The following is an 18660-nucleotide window of genomic DNA, read 5'->3' as shown; positions in this document are numbered from 1 at the left end:
TCAGCTGGCGCCCCACCAGCGCCGGTGCAGCACGCGCGCGTGGCTGCGCCGCAGCCAGTGACGGACCTGGGTTTCGTTGGCTCGGTCCGGATACGGCCACGCCAGCGCCGCGGTGGCGTCGGACACCCAGCCGTTCTGCCGCGACAGCGCATCGGCGCAGGCGAAGTAGCCGTGGTTCACCAGGACCTCGAATTCGACGTCGAGGAAGCGGTCCAGGTCGGTGCGGATCCGGCCCAGCACCTGGGCCACCAGGGCCGGGCTGTAACCGTCGGCGCCTTCGTCGCGATTGCCGGTCAGGCCCCAATACACGCCGGTGATGCTGCCGCTCTCGGCCTGGCCGAAGAACAGCCGCTTGCGCAAGGCTTCGGCCTGATTGCTCATGACCTGGGTGTAGCGCATCAACTGCTGCAGCCACCAGCGCTTGCTCTGGAACACGAACGGGCCGCCGGCGTCGGAGACCAACACTTCGCGGTAGCGCCGCAGAGTCGGCTCCGTGGCCAGGTTGTCGTACACGCCGCCGTCGCTGAGTTCGATCCGCGCGCGCAGTTCCTCGGCGTCGTCGCCTTGGTAGTGGCCGCGCTGATATTCGCCGGGCGCGGTTTGGAAACGCACCGGGCCGAACACCGGCGGGAACGAGGATGAGGCCGCGACCGCGCGGCTGAGCTGCACCCGCTGGGCGCCGTCGCGCAAATAGCCGGCCAGATAGTCGCCGACCCGGCGGCGCGAAAATTCCCAGTTGACGCCGAAGGTCAGGTCGGTAGCGCAGAACACGAACGCGGGCGTTTCCGGCAGATCGTCCAGATGGCGTTGGCCGAACATGCGCTGATAGCCGCGTTCGAGCAGGGCGATGCGGTGCGAAGGCCACAGCAGGTTGTGCGCGGCGGTCGCCAGCACCGGCCAGGTGCGCAGATCGCGCGCGGCGACTTCGCGGAACGGCTCGACCACGCTGGCGCGGAAGTCGATCCGGTCGGACCACTCGGCGAAGGTTTCTTCGGCGTCGCGGCGGGTGTCCAGATAACGGCAGGCCAACCACGCCGCGACGATGCTGCCGCCCGACACCGAACTGACCATGCCCAGGCCGGCGAGCAGGCCGGCTTCGTGCAGACGCAACAGGCCGCCCAGGTGGAACAGCGCGGCGCGGTAGCCGCCGCCGGACAGGCACAGCGCGCGGCCTTCGCGCTCGTTGCGGTCGCGCGATTGCGCGGCGAGTTCGGCGCGGCGGGCTTCGCGGCGGACGCGCAGGCGTTCGAGTTCGATGTCGGTGCTTTGCATGCGGACGGCTCTCGGGCTGTGGCGCGATTAGAGCATTGCGCGGGGGACCGAGTATTGTCCGGTGGGAGCGTTGCAGGGGGTGCGAATAGAGCTTCGCGGCTTGCGGGCCCTCACCCCAACCCCTCTCCCGCAAGCGGGAGAGGGGCTATCAAACTCTGGGAGAAGGTGGGTTACGAGCCCTTCTCCCGCTTGCGGGAGAAGGTGCCCGAAGGGGGGATGAGGGCCGCCAACTGCAAGCGCACCACGCCCCGACCTGTCCGCGCTGGCGGACAGGCCGGGGCGCTCGCACCCAGTTCGAAGCGCGCGCTCAAGCCACCTGCACCAACTCCAGCGCGGGCTGCGCGGTGGCTGGCGACTTCGCTTCGTCGCCGCCGCGCAACGGCGGCAGCAGGCCCCACTCCCCTAACGTGCGCACCGCGGTGGCGGTGCCGTTTTCGGCGTGAATCTTTTCGCCCAGTTCGCGCGCGGTCTGCACGCGTTCGGGCAGCAATGCGTCTTTGATCGCCTGGGCCATCTGCTCGGCGGTGACCGTGCGCCGGTCCAGCGCCGGCGGCGCGGTGCCCAATTCGTTCATGCGCCGGGCCCAGAACGGCTGGTCGCCGAAGAACGGCACGAACACCGACGGAATCCCCGCGCGCGCCGCGGCCACGGTGGTGCCGGCGCCGCCGTGGTGCATCGCCATCGCCATGCGCGGGAACAGCCAATCGTGCGGCGCGGCTTCGATCACATACAGCTGATCGTCGTGACGGCCCGGATCGCGGCGCAGGCCGCCCCAGCCGGTCGCCAGCACCGCGCGGCGGCCGCTCAGGCGCACCGCGTCGACCACGATATCGGTGAAGGTTTCGGCGTTGTTGGCCAGCATGCTGCCGAAACCGATGTAGATCGGCTTCTCGCCCTCGGCCAGGAAATCGGTCAGCGATTGCGGCGGCTGCCATTCGTTGGCCTGATCCAGGAACCAACTGCCGGTCACCCGCACTTGCTCGGGCCAATCGTCCGGACGCGGCAGGATGTGGCGGCTGTAGCCGTACAACACCCGCATGCGCAAGGGGTCTTTGTCGAAGAACGGCCCGTACCACGGAAACAGCGGCAGCTTGAGCTGCGGCCGGATCGCGCCGTTGACCGCCGGCTTGAGCGTGTACCAGGCCAGCAGCTTCATGACCGCGAACAAGGCCATGTTGACCGAGCCCGGAAATTCGCGCTTGGACCAGAACGACAGCGGCGAGAGTTTGCGCGAGGGCGTGAACGGTTGCAGATGCGCTTGCAGGAACGGAACGCCTTCGGATTCGCCCAGGGCCTTGGCCAACTGGGTGACGATGCCGGTGCCGATCAGCAGCGCGGCGCCCTTGCACACCGGCCGGGCTTCCTGCGCCCAGGTCGCGGCCCACTCGGCGAATTTGGCCCGAGTGTGCTTGACCAGGAACCAGGGATTGAGCGCCTTGTCGACGGTCTCGGGATTGTTGGTCAACAGGTCGCTGAAGTCGGCGCTGATCGCGCAGAACTCCAGACCGCCCTCGCGCACCAGCGAGGCGAAGTTCTCGCTGGTGACGATCCGCACCGGATAGCCGGCGCGGTGCAGCGCCTGGCCCAGGCCGACGCAGGGACGCACGTCGCCCTGGGTGCCGACGGTGAAGATGACGATCGCGCCGGGCGCGGAATCGCTGTTGGCGGCCGGGATGTTGAGCGAAGCGGGAAGCTGGGTAGCGGACACGTGCGTCTCCTTACGAATAGGCGGCGACCGCGAGCGGCGCGGCATCCGGCAACGGCGCCGGCAGCGGCGTTTCGCGGCGTTGCGGCTCGGCCTGCGGCAAGCGCAGGCGCTCGCGCAGGATCCGCGCGATGTGCGCGGCCGGGCGCGGTTCGAGCATGGTCTGGTGATGGCAGTCGACGTCGTGCACGTCGATGCATCCGCCGACGAAGGGTTGCCAGGCGTGCGCGTGGTAGTGCAGCAAGCCGTCCAGGTCGACGTGCTCCTTGAGCCCGGCGTTGAAGAACACCACGTCGGCCTGGATCTGGGTCGGCCGATAACGCCGCGCCAGACTCAGGTTGTTGCGGGTGACCGCGGCGACGTTCTCGATCAGCTTGGCGTCGGCCTTCATGATTTCCTGCACCAGCGGGATTTCGAACACGTCGTATTCCTGGCACAGCAGATCGGCCAGGCTGCGCATGTCCTGCGGCGGGTTGTCGTAAGCGCGGTGCTGGAAGCCGAGGAACTTGAGCACCGCCTGCGCCTGCTGGGCTTCGCTGGTTTCCGCCGGATCGGCGACGAAGGGGTAGGAGTCCATCATCGCCAGCAGTTCCACCCGCTCGCCGACGTGTTCCAGCTGCGCGGTGATCGCGTGGCCGATCAAACCGCCCAGCGACCAGCCAAGCAGACGGTACGGGCCGCTGGGCTGGAGCTTGCGCATCTGCGCGATGTAGTCGGCGGCGATCTCTTCGATGCTGGCCGGCAGCGCGCCGCCGCCGCGCAGGCCGCGCGATTGCAGCGCGTACACCGGCACGCCGTCCAGATGCCGCAGGATGCCGGTGTAAGCCCAGCTGAAACCGGTCACCGGATGGATGCAGAACAGCGGACGGTCCTGATCGGAAGGCCGCAGCGACAGCAGCGCGCCGAGCGGATCGTCCTCGCCGCCGCTGCGTTCCAGGTACGCGGCCAGACTGGCGATGGTGGAGCCTTCGAACAGCGCGCCCAGCGACAGCTCGGAGTTGAAATGCTTCGGGAACGCGGCGACCAGCTCGGCCGCGGTCATCGAGTCGCCGCCGAGTTCGAAGAAGTTGTCGTGGATGCCGATCTGTTCCAGGCCGAAAATCTGCTGCCACACCAGCACCAGCTTGCGCTCGGTCTCGCTGCGCGGGGCTACGTACGCGGCCTGGCGGCTGCGCGCGGGCGGCACCAGCGCCTTGCGGTCGAGCTTGCCGCTGGCGGTCAGCGGCAACGCGCTCAGTTCGGTATAGCTCGACGGCACCATGTAATCGGGCAGGCGCACGGCCAGCGCGCGGCGCACGGTTTCGGCGTCGATGCGCGCGCCCTCGGCCGGGACCAGGTACGCGGCGAGCAGGGTCTGGCCGTTGCCGTTGCCGTGCAGCGCGACGGCGGCTTCGGCGATCGAATCCAGCCCGCACAGGTGGGTTTCGATTTCGCCCAGCTCAACCCGGTGGCCGCGGATCTTGACCTGATGGTCGGCGCGGCCGAGGTACTCGATCACACCGTCCTCGCGCCAGCGCGCGAGGTCGCCGGTGCGGTACATGCGCGCGTCGCCGCCGGCGAACGGATCGGACAAGAAGCGCTCGGCGGTGAGGTCGTCGCGGTTGAGATAGCCCTTGGCCACGCAGGCGCCGCCGACGTACAACTCGCCGACGCTGCCGGTCGGCACCGGCTGCAAGCGCGAATCCAGCACGTAGGCCTGGGTGTTGAGCAGCGGCCGGCCGATCGGCGGCGAGGCGCCGTCGGCGACGTCCTGCGCGGTCAGCTCGATCGCGCTGGCCCAGACCGTGGTTTCGGTGGGGCCGTACAAATTGGTGACCCGCGCGGCCGCGGCGATCAAACGCTGCGCCAGTTCCGGCGGGCAGGCTTCGCCGGTGGTCAGCGCATGCACGCCGTCCAGGCGCACATCGGCGTTGGCCAGCAGCATCCGCCACAAGGTCGGCGTGGCCTGGACGAAGTTGAGCCCGTGCTCGGCGATCAACCGCGCCAACGCGATCGGATTGCGGATCACATCGGCGGTGGTCATGACGATGCGGGCGCCGACGCTGAGCGGCAGGAACAGCTCGAAACAGGCGATGTCGAAGGCGACCGTGGTCTGGGCCAGGAAGCGATCGGCCGAAGTCGGCGCGAACAGGCGCTGGGTCGCGGCGAGGAAGTTGGTCAGATTGTGCTGGCTGACTTCCACGCCCTTGGGCCGGCCGGTCGAGCCGGAGGTGTAGATCAAATACGCGGTGGCCTCGGCGCTCGGACGCGGCAGCGGCGCGGCGATGTGGTCGTCGTAGTGTTCGTCCTGTTCGTGCGCGAACACCAGGCTCAGGTTACGGCCGGCGAAGCCGTCGGCGAAACTCGGCGTGGTCAGCAGCACGCTCGGCGCGGCGTCGTCCAGGGTCGCGGCGATGCGCTGCATCGGCGATTCCGGATCCAGCGGCAGATACGCCGCGCCGGCCTTCCACACCGCCAGCAGCGCCGCCATCAACACTTCATCGCGCGGCAGGGCGATGGCGACGATGTCGCCGGGACGCACGCCGCGCGCGATCAGGCGATGGGCCAGGCGGGTGCTGGACCGGTCGAGTTCGCGATAGCTCAAATGGGTGTCGCCGGCGACCACGGCGATGGCGTCGGGCGTGCGCTCGGCCTGCTGCTGGAACTGCTCCAGCGCGGTGGCCGCCGGCAACTCCGCGGCGGTGTCGTTCCAGCCGTGCAGCACGCGCGCGCGTTCTTGTTCGCCGAGCACGTCGATCGCGCCGAGCGCGATGGTCGGTTCGGCCAGCACCGCATCGATCAGGCGCATCAAGCGCGAACGGTGTTCGTCCAGATGCGCGGCCGGGTACAAGGTCGGATTGGCGTCGAAATCGATGATCAGGCCCTGGCCGTCGAGACGGTCGAACACGAACACCATCAAGTCTTCGGCGCTGCCGTTGTGCAGGTTCTTGCCGCTGGCGCGGTGGCCGCCGAAGTTGCCGTAGTCGTAGGGCTCGATGTTGATGCCGAGCCAGGCCATATGCTGATCGGGATTGACCAGGCCCAGGTCGCGGCGCAGGTCTTCGTAGCGGTACTGCTGATGGCGCAGCGCCGATTTGACCGCGCGCGAGACCTGCGCGAACAACTCCGGCATCGACATGTCCGGCTGCATCTTCAGCCGGATCGCGACCACGTTGGCGACCATGCCCGGAGTGTTGCGCATGGCGTGATTGACCCGGCCGGTGACCGGCATGCCGAACACCAGATCCTCCGCGCCGCTGGCGCGGTGGTAATACGCGGCGATCAGGCCGATCAGCACCTGCGGCAGACTCACCCCGCAGTCGCGGGCGATCTGGGCCAGACGCTCGCGCGAGGCTTCCGGCACATGGCCGCTGGCGCGGCGCAGGCCGCCGTTGTTGCGCACGCGGCGGCGCGCGAGCGTCACCGCTTCGGGCAAGTCGGCCAGTTGCTCCAGCCAGTACTCGCGATCGCGGCGGAAGCGCTCGGAATCGCGGTAGTCGGTTTCCATCTGCACCAACGCGGCCAGGGTGCCGTATTCGACCGGCTCGGGTTCGCGGCCTTCGATGTAGGCGGTGTACAGCTCGTTCAAGCGCTTGGCCGCCATGCCGCCGCTGAAACCGTCGTAGACGGTGTGGTGCGCGCGCTGGTACCAGCAGTACAGATCGTCGGCGTATTTGAAGATCGCGCCGACCCACAGCGGGTCGTGGATCAGATCCACCGGCTTGTTGAGCTCGGCCTGCATCCAGCGCTCGCCCGCGGCGCGCGGATCGGCTTCGCCGCTGAGGTCGATGTAAGGGAATTCGAACGGGTACTGATCGCGCACGATTTGATACGGCATTCCGCCGTGTTCGACGATACAGCTGCGAGTGGCCTCGGCCTCCTGCGTGAACTGGCGCAATGCGCGTTGGAACAGCGCCGGATCGATCGGTCCGTGGATCTCCACCGCTTCGGCGATATTCAAAGTGGCTTCGACTGCGGCGAGCTTTTGTCCGACCCACAAACCGCGCTGGGCGGTGGTCAGGGGCAAGCCGGGGGGATGGACGTGATTCATTGCGCTTTCCTTTGAGCGGCCGCCGGGCCGCACGCCGCCATCGACCGACGGACTCGACGTCCGCCGGCGCGTGGTGTTCAGCGCGCGCGAGCCTGCGGCCAACTCGTTCTTACGAGTGGCCCCCTCTCCGTGTGTATTGCGAATCTAAGTACAAACATGGCCGCGACGCTGCGCGCCGGGGCATGGCCTCTTCCGTGTGCATCCGGCGCTTGCGCGCGGACGGCGGGCCTGAGTTCTTATAAGTGTCGCTGCGGGTCGGGCGGGTGTGCATGTGCGATTCGCGTCACGCGCCGTACTCGGGCTGACCGTGCGCGCGAACCGTTGTGTTCGAAAGCGGCACTGCGCGTATGCGTGGTGTTGCGCCTTCCGAATCAATATCCCCGAGCGCTCAAGTCATGTCCATCAAGCCGGGTGAGAGACGGATCACAAGTCGAGTATTTACAAAGCGAGCGTTGAGAGACGGATCACAAGACGGATATGTGAAGCTTTTACTGCAGCGACGGCGCTGGCGAAAAAATCACCTGTCCTTCGCGCGGCCGCGATTTTTCCCTGGGAAATCGGCGTTTTTGCTCTCGCTACGGCAAGCCCGCGCCAGGTCACGCGCGAGTTGTGATGATTTCGGTTTTGTTTCCGCCGCTCGCATTTCGATTTTGTTTTCGGCAAATGATTTAGTCGCAAACGAATGTCGATCGTCGTCGCATACGCTGGTGAGCGATGGTGAAAAATTGTCCTCTCGGGAAAATCGCGGACGCTTTGGCGAGCGGAAAAGTCTGGTCCCAGGGCGAAGGTTCGATGTCCGGACGGTGGGGTATGCCGGGCCGGGCACGGCCGGCCGGAATGCGCTATGATGAGAATGATTCTCATCTGTGGAGGTGGCGGCGATGTCCGTCCTGTCCCCTGTGGCCGCTTACGCGCCGGCGTTCGCGCCCGCCGCGGTCGCCCCGGCCGACGACCATGAGGCGCTGCGCGCGGCGGCGCTGGACGCGGCCGAGCGCTTGTTCATCGAGCGCGGCACGCGCCGGGTCGGCTTGAGCGATATCGCCGCCGCGGCCGGGTTGCCGCTGCGCGCGCTGCGGCGCTGTTATCCGTCCAGCGAACGCCTGCAGGCGGCGGTGGAGACGCGCTTCGTGCAGCGCTTCTGCGCGCACGCGGCGCAGGCGATGGACCGCTGCCGCGACGGCGATTGGAGCGCGCGTCTGCGCGCCTGGGTGCGCGCGGCGGTCGACGGCTATCTGGATCACGTGGCTTTGCACGATGCGGTGTTTCACGACCTGCGCACCCACGACCGCCAGCAGTGGCAAGACAACCCGGTGGTCGATCAACTGGTCGAATTGCTCGAAGGCGGCATCGCCGCGCGGGTGTGGGCGGCGCCGGATCCGCGCATGACCGCGGTGATCTTCTTCACCGTGATGCACAGCGCGGTGGATCGGGTGATCGCCTGCGGCGACCCGAGCGAAGATCCGGCCCAGGTCCGGCATCGCCTGGCGCAGACCGTGATCGGTCACTTCGAACGCACCGTGCAATGGTGGACGCGCTACTGAGCGCGCCCCGATCCGGATCCGGTTCGGGGCGAGGTTTGCGAGACCGGTAAGCTCAGGCCGCGCGCGGCTGAGCCAGCAGCCGCGCGATCGCGTCGCGATGCTCGGCGTCCACCGCTTCCAGGAAACGCGCGCCGATCATCGATTGCGCCTCGCGCAGCGGCTCGACCGCGGCGTCGGCGCGGCCGCCGCGCAGCAGCGCCTGGCCCAGCAGCAGCGCCGCCAGCGGCGTGTGTTGTTGCAGGCACCAGGCGCGGGCCTCGCGCGCGGCGACGATGCAGGCCGCGTCTTCGCCCAACTGGTACAGCGCTTCGGCCAGGCCGCTGCGCAGCCAGTAGCGGATCTCGTCTTCGTTCATGCCGGCGTCGGCCAGGGCGATCGCCCGGCGCCAATGCTGCGCGGCCTGGCCCGGCTCGCCGTTGACCTGGTGGCCGATGGCCTGATTGGCCAAATCCAGTACCTGCGACTCGACATCCTCGTGCGCGGGCGTCATTTCCGTATGCATCGCGATTCCTTCCTGGGAGCCCGTCACAGCGTGAACGAGCGTGGTGGCAAGGGCCGTAACCTTCGGCCCGCGAACCAGTTAACGTACTGCGCGCGAAAAAAGGGTCATTGGATGTGAAACGAATGATCCAGTTCGTCCTCGCCTTCGCCGCGCTGCCGTCCCGGCCATAGCCCGGGGCGCCGCGGCAGGCGCGCGACAAAGCGCGCCCCGCCCAGCGCCGAGGCCTCGACGTGGACCGCGCCGCCGTGCCGCTCCACCACCTGGCGGACGATGCTCAGGCCCAGGCCGAAGCCGCCGGTGGCGCGGTCGCGGCTGCGGTCGAGGCGATAGAAGGGTTCGAACACCCGGCGGCGATCCTCGGCCGGGATGCCGACGCCGTCGTCTTCGACCACCAGCAGCCAGTCCTCGCCGTCGATCTCCGCGCCGACCCGGATGGTGTGGTCGGCGTAGCGCACCGCGTTGCGCATCAGGTTGGAGAACGCCCGGCGCAGGGTGCGCGGCTCGACGTCGACCTCCAGGCTCGGCGAGATCGCCCATTCGATCTGGGTCGAACGGATCCGCAGTTCTTCGGCCGACACCCCGGTGGAGGCGCGCAGGAACGCGGCCAGCTGCACCGGTTCCAGGCTCGGCGCGGCGCCGTTGCGTTCCAGCATGCCCAAGGTCAGCAGCTCGCCGACCAGCAGATCCAGCTCCTCCACATCGCAGCGCAGCGCGTGCACCCGCGCCCGCGCGACCCGATCGTCGAGGGTGTCGGCCAGATTGGCCAGGCCGAACTCCAGCCGGGTGATCGGCGTGCGCAGTTCGTGCGAAGCGGCGTTGACCATGTCGCGCTGGGACTGGATCAGCCGGCCGATCTGATCGGCCATGTTGTTGAAGTAGGCGCACAGCTGGCGGATCGATGAGCCGCCGCGCAACCGCGCGCGCGCGCCGAGATCGCCGTCGCCGAACTGCGCGGCGGTCTCGCGCAGCCGCTCCAGATCGCGCCAGTGCGGTTGCAGCCAGATCATCAGGCCCAGCAGCACCATCGCGAACACGGTGAGGTAGGCGATATAGCGGATCGGGAAATCGTTCTCGGTGTAGCCGATCTCGACGATCTCGCCGCCGCTCAGGCGCAGATAGATGTGGTGATGCTCGCTGCTGACGTGATCGCTGGAGGTGCCGCTGGCCTGCAAATCCTCGCGCACCCGCGCGGGCAACGCGGCCAGGCGGGCGGACGAGACCAGGTTGTAGCGGCCCGGGGTCTGCCGGTTGAGTTCGGCCAGGCGCAGGCTCAACTCCGCGCCGCTGGCGCCCTGCAGGCGGTCGCGCAGCAAGGTGAGCTCGCCGACGAACTCGTGCCGGGCCGAGGCGGAGTACTGATCCGGAAACAGGTAAGGAAACACCTGCTGCACCATCAGGATCGAGCACAGCAGCAGCCCGGCGACGGTCAGGTACAGCCGGACCAGCATCGAAAGCATTCAGTCCTCCCAGGCGATCGGGCTGAACAGGTAGCCTCGCCCCCATACGGTTTTGATCTTGCGCGGCTCGTGAGCGTCGTCGGCGAAATGCCGGCGCAGCCGCGAGATGCTGACATCCACCGTGCGGTCGACGCCGTCGAAGCCGATCCCGCGCCAGCGCCTGAGCAACTCGTCGCGGCTGAGCACCCGGCCGGCGGCCTGCGCCAGGATCACGAACAGATTGTAGTCCGCGGTCTTCAGGTCGACCTCATCGCCTTTCCAGCGTACCTGACGCGCGGTGAGGTCGATTTGCAGCCCGCCGTAGCTCAGCATCGACGGCCCGGCCGCCTGCGGCTGGGCCTGGCTGCGGCGCAGGATCGCGCGCAGGCGGGCCAGCAGCAGGCGCGGTTCGACCGGCTTGAGCACGTAATCGTCGGCGCCCACTTCCAGGCCGGTGACCTGATCGAACAAATCCGCCCGCGCGGTGAGCATCACGATCGGCAGACTGGACTGCTTGCGGATCTGGCGGCAGACATCGAAGCCGTCCATCCCGGGCAGCATCAGGTCGAGCACGACCACATCCGGCGGATCGTCCTCGATCGCGGCCAGCGCCTGATCGCCGCGCAACACCACCGAGGTCTGGAAGTCGTAGCGTTGCAGGTACTCGGAGATCAGCCCGGCCAGACGGGCGTCGTCCTCTATCAGCAGGACTTTATTCATGGCCACCTCATGCGAGCCGGCATGGTAGCGCCGGCGGGTGCGACACGTTGGGGCGATACAAACAAACACATCTGCCGTTGAGGCTAGCGTCAGGCGGGGTGGCGTGTGTGAACATGCGGATCCGGGGCAGGGGGAACCCAGAGGGGCAGACCCCGTCCGCGTCGGCGATCGGGGAGCGTAACGGCATGCGGCAATCGATGAAGCTGTTGGTATTGATACTTGCCGGAGGCGGATGGTTGCAGGCGCATGCCTGCGAATGCATTCCGCCATTGAGCGAGACCGGCATGCGCGAAGCGAACCGGATTTATACGTTCGTTTTGCTCGAAAGCGAATCGGACCGTCCGCGCGGTACGAACATGGTGGCGCGCGAGGTCGTCAGCAAGGTCCGGGTGTTGTCGCGCGTTCGCGGCGAGGCGCCGCCTGCCACGGTGCGGTATTACCGCGGCGGTTGCTGCGGTACGCGGATGCGCGCGGGCGGCTACTACGCTGCGTTCTTGCGCGAACCCGGGGACACGGTGGGAATGGAGAATCTGCTCTATCTGGGCGAGAACGAACGCGCGTATGCGCGGACGCTGGCTTCGGTGCATGCGTTGCTTGGGCAAGCGACGCCGCTGCCGCGCGGCGTACTTGAAGCCAGTTACGAGCGCCTCTACGGCGGCCCGCCGCCGCCCCCGGAGCCCAAGGCGCGCAAGCATTCGACTAAATGATTAGAGGGCGACGCGTTTCGAAAGCGGCAATGCTGCGGTCGATGTTCGTGTGTCCGGCATCGCGCAGCGCAAGCCTGCGCGCGGCGGTTTCCGTTGCGGCAGCGCACTCGCCACAAACGAATAGCGCGGGCAAAACCGGCGCTATTCGCTGACACTTGTCATGGCATCGCTATGCCGTCTGGGTTGGCGCGATCACCGTGCGGCGGCGCAAGCGTTCGTTACCTCAAGCGCCGCTCCAAAGCTTCAACGCCTCGGCCGCGATCTCCTGCGGAAACTCTTCCGGGAAGAACAGCTTGGCGCCTTCGATCTTGCGCACGCCGCGCGAGTTCGGGAACAGCTTGTCCAGGTACTCCGGCGCGGCCGGGGTGAAGATCGTATCGCCGGTGCCCCACAGGATCCGCACCGGCAGATCGCGCTGCTTGAGCGTGGCGGCCACGCCGGCCAAGGGGTTGGGGTCCAGGCCGATCGCATAGGCGTCGGTCAAACGAACCCGTTGCGGCGATTCCACCAGCGGACGGAAGTAGGTCTCGATGGCCTCATCGCTGGGGTGCTGCGGATAGGTGAAGCACAGCACGCCGATGCCTTTGTCCGAACGCGCGAATTCGTGGTCGGCCAGCTGCGGCGGGAAGGTGTCCAGGGCGAAGCGGCCGCGGCGCGCGGCTTCGATCACCGGCAACACCGCCGGCGGCGGGCTGTCGATTTCGGTATCGCAGTTGGTCAGCAGCAGGCTGCGCACCCGCTCGGGGTGCGCGGCCACCAGCAACTGCGCGGCCTGGCCGCCGCTGTCGTTGGCGATCACATCGACCTGGTCGATGCCGAGCTTGTCCAGAAACGCGATCAGCATGCCGACCTGCGCGTCCGGCGCCACGCTCTGGCCTTCGGCGACGCGGGTGTAGCCCAGGCCCAGCCAGTCCGGGGCGATGCAGCGGCGGTGCGGCGCCAGTTCGGCCATCACCCCGCGCCATTGGAAGCCATTGAGCGGGAACCCGTGCAGCAGCAGCGCGACCGGGCCGCTGCCGCGTTCGACATAGGCGATCTCGCCGAAGGAGGTCGGCACGAAGCGGCGCGCGGCATGGAAGGCCGCGGCGTCCCACGCGCCCTTGGCGCCGGCGCCGGCCGCGCCGCCGCCACCGGCCGAGGCGCCGGTCAAGCCGACGGCGCAACCGCCGAGCAAGCTCGCGCCGACCGCGCCCAAGCCCAGATGGATGAAAGTCCTGCGATTCATGAGGTGTCTCCTGAGCCCCGGCGGGGCGTTTCGATGGGAGGCGATGATTCGCGCTTCGGGTCATGGGCTCAATGACGCGGCAGGTGCAATCTGCATGACCTGCGAGGTCATGGTTTCGGCTCCGCGCCGCTTCTATGATGCGCGGCATGACTCCTGCCCACTCTTTGTCTTCCGCGCTCAAGGCTCCGGCCGCGCGCTCATCGGCCCGCGACGTCGGCGTCGGCGCATTGCTGCGCGAATGGCGCTCGGCGCGGCGGCTGAGCCAGCTCGATCTGGCCCTGGACGCCGGCGTGTCGGCGCGGCATCTGAGCTATCTGGAAACCGGCAAGTCGCACGCCAGCCGCGAAATGATCGCGCGCCTGGCCGACGCGCTGGAGATGCCGCTGCGCGAGCGCAACGCCTTGCTGGTCGCGGCGGGCTTCGCGCCGATGTACCCGGAAACCGCGTTGGCCACCCCGGAACTGGCGCAGATCCGCCGCGCGATCGAGTTCGTGCTCAAGCAGCAGGAGCCGTACCCGGCGTTCCTGCTCAATCGGCATTGGGACGTGGTGATGGCCAATCAAGCGGCGGTGCGGGTCAACCGCTTCGTCATGGACGGCCGGCCCAACCGGCACAGCAATATGATCCGGCAGATCTTCGACCCCGAGGACCTGCGTCCGGCGGTGGCCAACTGGGAAGAAATCGCCGGCGAGCTGATCCGCCATCTGCACAACGCGGTCGCCGCGGCGCCGTCGGACACGGTGGCGCGCAATCTGCTGGCCGAGGCGCTGGCCTATCCCGGCGTGCCCGCGCACTGGCGCCGGCGCCAGTTCGACACCGCGCCTTCGCCGCTGCTGCCGACGATCCTGCGCCACGGCGACAGCGAGCTGCGCTTCTTCTCGACCATCACCACCTTCGGCACCCCGCGCGACATCACCCTGGATGAGCTGCACGTGGAGTGCTGTTTCCCGATGGACGAAGCCACCGCCCAACTGTGCCGCGAACTGGCCGCGCAAGACGCCGCCGTCCCGGCCTCCGCTTAACAGGCAACTTTACGGTTGCATTTTATCCGGGCAGGATGAAGTGCACCCAGGAGGTTGCCTATCATGAACGCATCCAGCACCGATCGCATCGAACGCGAAATCCTGCTCAAGGCGCCGCGCGCCAAAGTCTGGAACGCGCTGGCCGACGCCGAATCCTTCGGCGAATGGTTCGGGGTGAAATTCCAGGGCCAGCGCTTCGTTCCCGGGCAGACCACCCAAGGCCACATCACCTACCCGGGTTACGAGCATCTGTTGGCGAAGTTCGTCGTGCAGCGGCTGGAGCCGCAGCGGTTGCTGTCGTTCCACTGGCATCCCTACGCGGTCGATCCGGACAAGGACTATTCGCAGGAAGAGCCGACCCTGGTCGAGTTCATTCTGGAAGAGGTCGAAGGCGGCACCTTGTTGCGGGTGATCGAATCGGGCTTCGACAAAGTCCCCGCCGCGCGCCGCGAAGAAGCGTTCCGGATGAACTCCGACGGCTGGGATCAGCAGATCCTCAACATCCAGCGCTATGTCGAATAAGCCCGCTCCGGCCCCGCTCAAGGCCCCGGCGCTGCGCAAATCGGCGCGGGTGTTCGGTGCGCTCGGCGATGAAACCCGTCTGCGCCTGATGATGGCGCTGTGCGCCGGCGGCGCGCTGTCGATCGCCCAGCTCACCGCCGGCACCCAGATCAGCCGGCAGGCGGTGACCAAGCACTTGCAGGTGCTGGCCGAAGCCGGACTGGTGCGCGACCTGAAAAGCGGGCGCGAGCGCCTGTGGGAGTTCGAGCCGTCGCAACTCGATCAGGCGCGGCAGTCGCTGGAACGCATCGCCCAGCACTGGGATCAGGCCTTGTTGCGCCTGCAGGCGTTCGTGGAAGGCTGAGCGGATCAGCGGTCGGTCAGATCCAGAATCGGCCGGCGCTGTTCGCGGCAATAGCGCTCGTAGTCCGCGCGCTGGGTCTGCGCGGTGGCGCGCAGGCGCACCGTGCCGCCGGGGCCGAGGAACTCGACCGCGCCCATCACCACCACCAGCGCGATCATCGGTTCGTCGCCGACGATCTTCCACCAGTCCACGTTGCCGGCCGGTTCGAACACGTAATCGCCGGGGCCGATCAGTTCGCCCGTGCACAGCTGGCGGGTGCCGCTGAGGTTGTAGGCGTGGATTTCGCCGGTGTGGCGATGCAGCGGCATGGTCAGGCCGGGGTCCATCCGCAGCAGTTCGACGAAGCCGCGGTCGTCGGCGAGAAAGCGCAAGGGCTTGGCGTACTTGCCGGGCGTGGACGAAGGAATCCACGGCAGATCGGCGCTGGCGCCGATGCGCGCGGGCAGGTAATCGAGCAGGGCTCGCGGTTCATGGCTCATGACGGTGCTCCCGACGCAGGACGACGACGGTTCAATCCGCGATCGCGGCGAAGTAACGCTCAAACGAGGCGTCGACCGCCTCGCGGCCGCCGCCGACGATGTTGCGGGCCCAGGTGTAGCCGTACACGTCTTCGAACCCGTAGCGCGCCACCCGCTCGCGCATCGCCCGCACATCGGCCGGCTTCATCGGGATGTAGTTGGGGTAGCTGTACATGAAGGTGACGTGGCGGCGGTCGGAGACCACCTGCAACGCATCGCCCGGGAACAGCGCGTCGCCGCGCTCGCCGCCGCGGCGCCAATGCAGCGCGGTGCTGCCGGTGAAGTGGCCGCCGCAGCGGATCAGGGCCACGTCATCGGACAGTTTGAGTTCGTCGCCGCTCCAATAGCGGATCAGCGGCGAGGGACGCTGCACCCATTGTCGATCGGCCTCATGCAGGTAGATCGGCACGCCGCCCAGCGCCTGGCTCCATTCGATCATCGCCGCGTAGAAATGCGGATGCGAGATGGCGATGAAGTCCACGCCGCCGCGCGCCTGCAACGCGGCCACCGCTTCGTCGGTGACCAGGGCCAGGCTTTCCCACAGCAGATTGCCGGCGCCGGTTTGCAGATAGGCCATGCGCTGGTTGATCGCGAAATCCGGGGTCAGGCCGATGCCGAGCACGCCGGCGTCGTCTTCCAGCTTGAGCGCGTAGCGTTGCGCCAGCGATTCGTGGGTGGTCCAGCGTTGGCCGTTCCAGCCGACGTATTGGCGTTCGTCTTCGCAGATCGGGCAGTGCGCGGGCGGCGCGGCGGTGTCGGCGAACTGGGTGCCGCAGGTTTCGCAGATCGGGCAGGGCATGGCGGACCTCATCGAGGTTGGCTGGGCGTGGCGGCGGGGCTCAGGATTTCGGGTTCTGACCGAACAGCACTTTGCGTTCGGCCTCGCTGAACTTCGGCGCCTTCGCATACGGATCTTCGATGCCCGCGTAGACGCGCTGGGTCGCCGGACGTGCGCTGATACGTTCGAACCAACTTTGCAGATCGGGCGTGTCGGCGAGGTTCTGGCCCAGGCCGGTGTGCACCCAGATCCACGGATAACAGGCGACATCGGCGATGGAGTATTCGTCGCCTACGATGAACTCGCGTCCGCGCAATTGGCGGTCGAGCACGCCGAACAAGCGCTGGACTTCGCGGGTGTAGCGCTCGATCGCGTAAGCCACCGCTTCGGGCGCATGGGCGCGGAAGTGTCCGGCCTGCCCGGCCATCGGGCCGAGCCCGGCCATCTGCCAGAACAGCCATTGGGTGGCTTCCCATTGGGCGCGTTCGGCGCGCGGCCACAGCAGGCCGGTTTTGCGCGCCAGGTACAGCAGGATCGCGCCGGACTCGAACACGCTGACCGGCTCGCCGCCGTCGGCCGGTGCGTGGTCGACGATCGCCGGGATTTTGTTGTTGGGCGAAATCGCCAGGAACTCGGGCTTGAGCTGGTCGCCGGCCGACAGCCGCACCGGCACCACGCGGTGGGCGATGCCGGTCTCTTCCAGGTACAGCCTGAGCTTCAGGCCGTTGGGGGTGGCGGCGTAATAGAGGTCGATGGCCGCGGCGGTGGAGGTCGGATCGGTCATGGCGGGCTCCGGGCGGCGTCGGCCGCTGCTTTCATGGGCCCAGCATAGGAGTACTCTGGCGCCCTGATCGGGCCAGAGCGGGGAGATTCGATGGAACCAGTTTTCCAGTTTCCGCTGGCCCTGCCCGAACGCGGCCAGGGCAATCTGGCCCAGGAGCTGCACCAGCAACTGCGTTCGGCGATCCTCGACGGCCGCCTCGCCGCGGGTTCGGCGCTGCCGGCCACCCGCCAGGCCGCCGCCGCGCTGGGCATCGCCCGCAACACCGTGGTGAGCGCTTACGACCTGTTGATCGCCGAGGGCTATGTGGTCCCGCGCCAGGGCGCCAAGGCCGTGGTCGCCGACGTCGCCGCGCGCCGCGACCGGCGCGGCCCGAAGCCGCTGTCCGCCGGCCCCGAAGACACCCGCTTGAATCCGATGTGGCGCACCCCGTTCCTGCGCCCGGAAGCGCCGCGGCAACTGCCCGAGCGCTGCTTCCGTCTGGGCATCCCCGACCATCGCCATTTCCCGCACGACATCTGGCGGCGGCTGTCGGCGCAGTCGCTGCGCACCTGGTCGAAGACCCGCTTCAGTTACCCGCCGTCGGAAGGCATCGCCGAATTGCGCGAGGCCATCGCCCAGCACGTCGCCTTCGCCCGCGCGGTGGCGTGCGTGGCCGACGATGTGATCGTCACCTCCGGCGCGCAGCAAGCCTTCGATCTGCTCGCGCGCTTGTTGGTGACGCCGGGCCAGACCCGGGTCGCGGTGGAAGAGCCCGGCTACCCGCCGGTGCGCGCCGCCTTCGCCGCGGCCGGCGCGCGGCTGGCGCCGATGCCGGTCGACGAAGAAGGCCTGTGCGTGGACGCGTTGCCCGACGACGTGCGGGTGATCAGCGTGACGCCCTCGCACCAGTCGCCGACCGGCGTGGCGCTGTCGATGCGCCGGCGCCGCGCGCTGCTGGACTTCGCCCGCCAACGCAACGCGATCGTGATCGAAGACGACTACGACGGCGAATTCCGTTTCGGCGGCCGGCCGCTGGACGCCTTGCAGACACTGGACCGCGACGGACTGGTGTTCTACGTCGGCACCTTCTCCAAGAGTCTGTTTCCCTCGCTGCGCAAGGGCTTCATCGTCGCGCCGGCGTGGGCGCGCGATGCCTTGATCTCGGTCAAGCACTGCGCCGACTCGCACAGCGACACCATCACCCAATCGGTGCTGGCCGCGTTCATCCGCGACGGCCACCTGGCCCGACACGTGCGGCGCATGCGCGCGATCTACCAGGAGCGCCGCGAGGCCTTGATGGAAGGCCTGCGCGGCCCGCTGGCGCCGTGGCTGCAACCGATTCCGTGCGAAGCCGGACTGCACATGGCCGCGCACATCCGCGACCCGGAACTGGCGCCGGCGATCTTCGCGCGCCTGCAACGGCATGTGCCCGGCGCGCAGTCGATCGCCGAATACGCGATGACCACGTCGGAGCGCCCGGGGATCACCTTCGGCTATGGCGTGATCGACGCCGACGAAATCCGCATCGCCCTGCGCCGCTTCGCTGCTTCGCTGGCCGAATTGGGCGCGCGCTGAG

Annotated in this window: 16 protein-coding genes; 6 read left to right on the top strand and 10 right to left on the bottom strand. The window is 68.0% G+C overall.

Features of this window, described 5'->3' with window-relative positions; translation table 11 throughout:
* From V7787_RS32790 to V7787_RS32780, 3 genes are all read right to left on the bottom strand, one after another.
* Positions 1–1272 carry a patatin-like phospholipase family protein gene (locus tag V7787_RS32790; RefSeq protein ID WP_336091566.1) on the bottom strand — a complete coding sequence of 424 codons (1272 nt, stop codon included), beginning with the start codon at positions 1270–1272 and terminating at the stop codon, positions 1–3.
* 307 nt (positions 1273–1579) lie between these two features.
* Entirely contained in the window at positions 1580–2980 is a 1401-nt protein-coding gene (locus V7787_RS32785) for a glycosyltransferase (RefSeq protein ID WP_336091565.1), read from the bottom strand.
* 10 nt (positions 2981–2990) lie between these two features.
* Entirely contained in the window at positions 2991–7007 is a 4017-nt protein-coding gene (locus V7787_RS32780; RefSeq protein ID WP_336091564.1) for an amino acid adenylation domain-containing protein, read from the bottom strand.
* Positions 7008–7888: 881 nt separating this feature from the next.
* Between V7787_RS32780 and V7787_RS32775 the strand changes: the two genes are divergently transcribed.
* Positions 7889–8548, top strand: coding sequence for a TetR/AcrR family transcriptional regulator (locus V7787_RS32775; protein ID WP_336091563.1), 660 nt, complete (start codon positions 7889–7891; stop codon positions 8546–8548).
* Between the two features lie 52 nt (positions 8549–8600).
* On the opposite strand, the gene V7787_RS32770 is transcribed toward V7787_RS32775, so the two are convergent.
* The 3 genes from V7787_RS32770 to V7787_RS32760 all read right to left on the bottom strand — a co-directional run bounded on the left by V7787_RS32770 (position 8601) and on the right by V7787_RS32760 (position 11206).
* Complete coding sequence (locus V7787_RS32770) at positions 8601–9050, bottom strand: hypothetical protein (protein WP_336091562.1); 450 nt, start codon at positions 9048–9050, stop codon at positions 8601–8603.
* 104 nt (positions 9051–9154) lie between these two features.
* Positions 9155–10507 carry an ATP-binding protein gene (locus V7787_RS32765; RefSeq protein WP_336091561.1) on the bottom strand — a complete coding sequence of 451 codons (1353 nt, stop codon included), beginning with the start codon at positions 10505–10507 and terminating at the stop codon, positions 9155–9157.
* Entirely contained in the window at positions 10508–11206 is a 699-nt protein-coding gene (locus V7787_RS32760; RefSeq protein ID WP_336091559.1) for a response regulator, read from the bottom strand. It abuts the gene before it with no gap.
* 197 nt (positions 11207–11403) lie between these two features.
* Between V7787_RS32760 and V7787_RS32755 the strand changes: the two genes are divergently transcribed.
* Positions 11404–11913: a hypothetical protein gene (locus tag V7787_RS32755; protein ID WP_336091558.1), complete on the top strand. Its 510-nt coding sequence runs from the start codon at positions 11404–11406 to the stop codon at positions 11911–11913.
* Positions 11914–12136: 223 nt separating this feature from the next.
* On the opposite strand, the gene V7787_RS32750 is transcribed toward V7787_RS32755, so the two are convergent.
* Positions 12137–13138 (bottom strand): alpha/beta fold hydrolase, encoded by a 1002-nt coding sequence (locus tag V7787_RS32750; RefSeq protein ID WP_336091556.1) that lies wholly within the window; start codon positions 13136–13138, stop codon positions 12137–12139.
* 146 nt (positions 13139–13284) lie between these two features.
* Between V7787_RS32750 and V7787_RS32745 the strand changes: the two genes are divergently transcribed.
* The 3 genes from V7787_RS32745 (at position 13285) to V7787_RS32735 (ending at position 15025) form a co-directional block, all read left to right on the top strand.
* Entirely contained in the window at positions 13285–14160 is an 876-nt protein-coding gene (locus V7787_RS32745; RefSeq protein ID WP_336091554.1) for a helix-turn-helix domain-containing protein, read from the top strand.
* 63 nt (positions 14161–14223) lie between these two features.
* On the top strand, positions 14224–14682 hold the full coding sequence (locus V7787_RS32740) for an SRPBCC family protein (protein ID WP_336091552.1): 459 nt from the start codon (positions 14224–14226) through the stop codon (positions 14680–14682).
* Positions 14672–15025, top strand: coding sequence for an ArsR/SmtB family transcription factor (locus V7787_RS32735; protein WP_336091551.1), 354 nt, complete (start codon positions 14672–14674; stop codon positions 15023–15025). The genes V7787_RS32740 and V7787_RS32735 overlap by 11 nt, the downstream gene beginning before the upstream one ends.
* Before the next feature lie 5 nt (positions 15026–15030).
* Here V7787_RS32735 and V7787_RS32730 read toward each other — a convergent pair whose 3' ends face one another.
* From V7787_RS32730 to V7787_RS32720, 3 genes are read right to left on the bottom strand one after another with little or no spacing between them, the layout of a single operon-like run.
* Entirely contained in the window at positions 15031–15504 is a 474-nt protein-coding gene (locus V7787_RS32730) for a cupin domain-containing protein (RefSeq protein ID WP_336091550.1), read from the bottom strand.
* A gap of 31 nt (positions 15505–15535) precedes the next feature.
* Positions 15536–16342: a hypothetical protein gene (locus V7787_RS32725; protein ID WP_336091549.1), complete on the bottom strand. Its 807-nt coding sequence runs from the start codon at positions 16340–16342 to the stop codon at positions 15536–15538.
* Between the two features lie 40 nt (positions 16343–16382).
* Positions 16383–17105: a glutathione binding-like protein gene (locus tag V7787_RS32720; RefSeq protein ID WP_336091548.1), complete on the bottom strand. Its 723-nt coding sequence runs from the start codon at positions 17103–17105 to the stop codon at positions 16383–16385.
* Positions 17106–17195: 90 nt separating this feature from the next.
* On the opposite strand from V7787_RS32720, the gene pdxR reads away from it, so the two are divergent.
* Positions 17196–18659, top strand: a complete 1464-nt coding sequence (gene pdxR / locus V7787_RS32715; protein ID WP_336091547.1) for a MocR-like pyridoxine biosynthesis transcription factor PdxR — start codon at positions 17196–17198, stop codon at positions 18657–18659.
* Position 18660 lies beyond the last annotated feature (1 nt).

Source organism: Pseudomonas sp. CGJS7, assembly GCF_036961695.1.
This window is presented reverse-complemented; position numbering and strand designations above follow the sequence as displayed.

What these genes read in the sequence shown, in the direction of transcription:
- V7787_RS32790 (WP_336091566.1), bottom strand. Translation starts at nt 1,272, where the DNA reads ATGCAAAGCACCGACATCGAACTCGAACGCCTGCGCGTCCGCCGCGAA.
- V7787_RS32780 (WP_336091564.1), bottom strand. Translation starts at nt 7,007, where the DNA reads ATGAATCACGTCCATCCCCCCGGCTTGCCCCTGACCACCGCCCAGCGC.
- V7787_RS32775 (WP_336091563.1), top strand. Translation starts at nt 7,889, where the DNA reads ATGTCCGTCCTGTCCCCTGTGGCCGCTTACGCGCCGGCGTTCGCGCCC.
- V7787_RS32770 (WP_336091562.1), bottom strand. Translation starts at nt 9,050, where the DNA reads ATGCATACGGAAATGACGCCCGCGCACGAGGATGTCGAGTCGCAGGTA.
- V7787_RS32765 (WP_336091561.1), bottom strand. Translation starts at nt 10,507, where the DNA reads ATGCTTTCGATGCTGGTCCGGCTGTACCTGACCGTCGCCGGGCTGCTG.
- V7787_RS32760 (WP_336091559.1), bottom strand. Translation starts at nt 11,206, where the DNA reads ATGAATAAAGTCCTGCTGATAGAGGACGACGCCCGTCTGGCCGGGCTG.
- V7787_RS32755 (WP_336091558.1), top strand. Translation starts at nt 11,404, where the DNA reads ATGAAGCTGTTGGTATTGATACTTGCCGGAGGCGGATGGTTGCAGGCG.
- V7787_RS32750 (WP_336091556.1), bottom strand. Translation starts at nt 13,138, where the DNA reads ATGAATCGCAGGACTTTCATCCATCTGGGCTTGGGCGCGGTCGGCGCG.
- V7787_RS32745 (WP_336091554.1), top strand. Translation starts at nt 13,285, where the DNA reads ATGACTCCTGCCCACTCTTTGTCTTCCGCGCTCAAGGCTCCGGCCGCG.
- V7787_RS32740 (WP_336091552.1), top strand. Translation starts at nt 14,224, where the DNA reads ATGAACGCATCCAGCACCGATCGCATCGAACGCGAAATCCTGCTCAAG.
- V7787_RS32735 (WP_336091551.1), top strand. Translation starts at nt 14,672, where the DNA reads ATGTCGAATAAGCCCGCTCCGGCCCCGCTCAAGGCCCCGGCGCTGCGC.
- V7787_RS32730 (WP_336091550.1), bottom strand. Translation starts at nt 15,504, where the DNA reads ATGAGCCATGAACCGCGAGCCCTGCTCGATTACCTGCCCGCGCGCATC.
- V7787_RS32725 (WP_336091549.1), bottom strand. Translation starts at nt 16,342, where the DNA reads ATGCCCTGCCCGATCTGCGAAACCTGCGGCACCCAGTTCGCCGACACC.
- V7787_RS32720 (WP_336091548.1), bottom strand. Translation starts at nt 17,105, where the DNA reads ATGACCGATCCGACCTCCACCGCCGCGGCCATCGACCTCTATTACGCC.
- pdxR (WP_336091547.1), top strand. Translation starts at nt 17,196, where the DNA reads ATGGAACCAGTTTTCCAGTTTCCGCTGGCCCTGCCCGAACGCGGCCAG.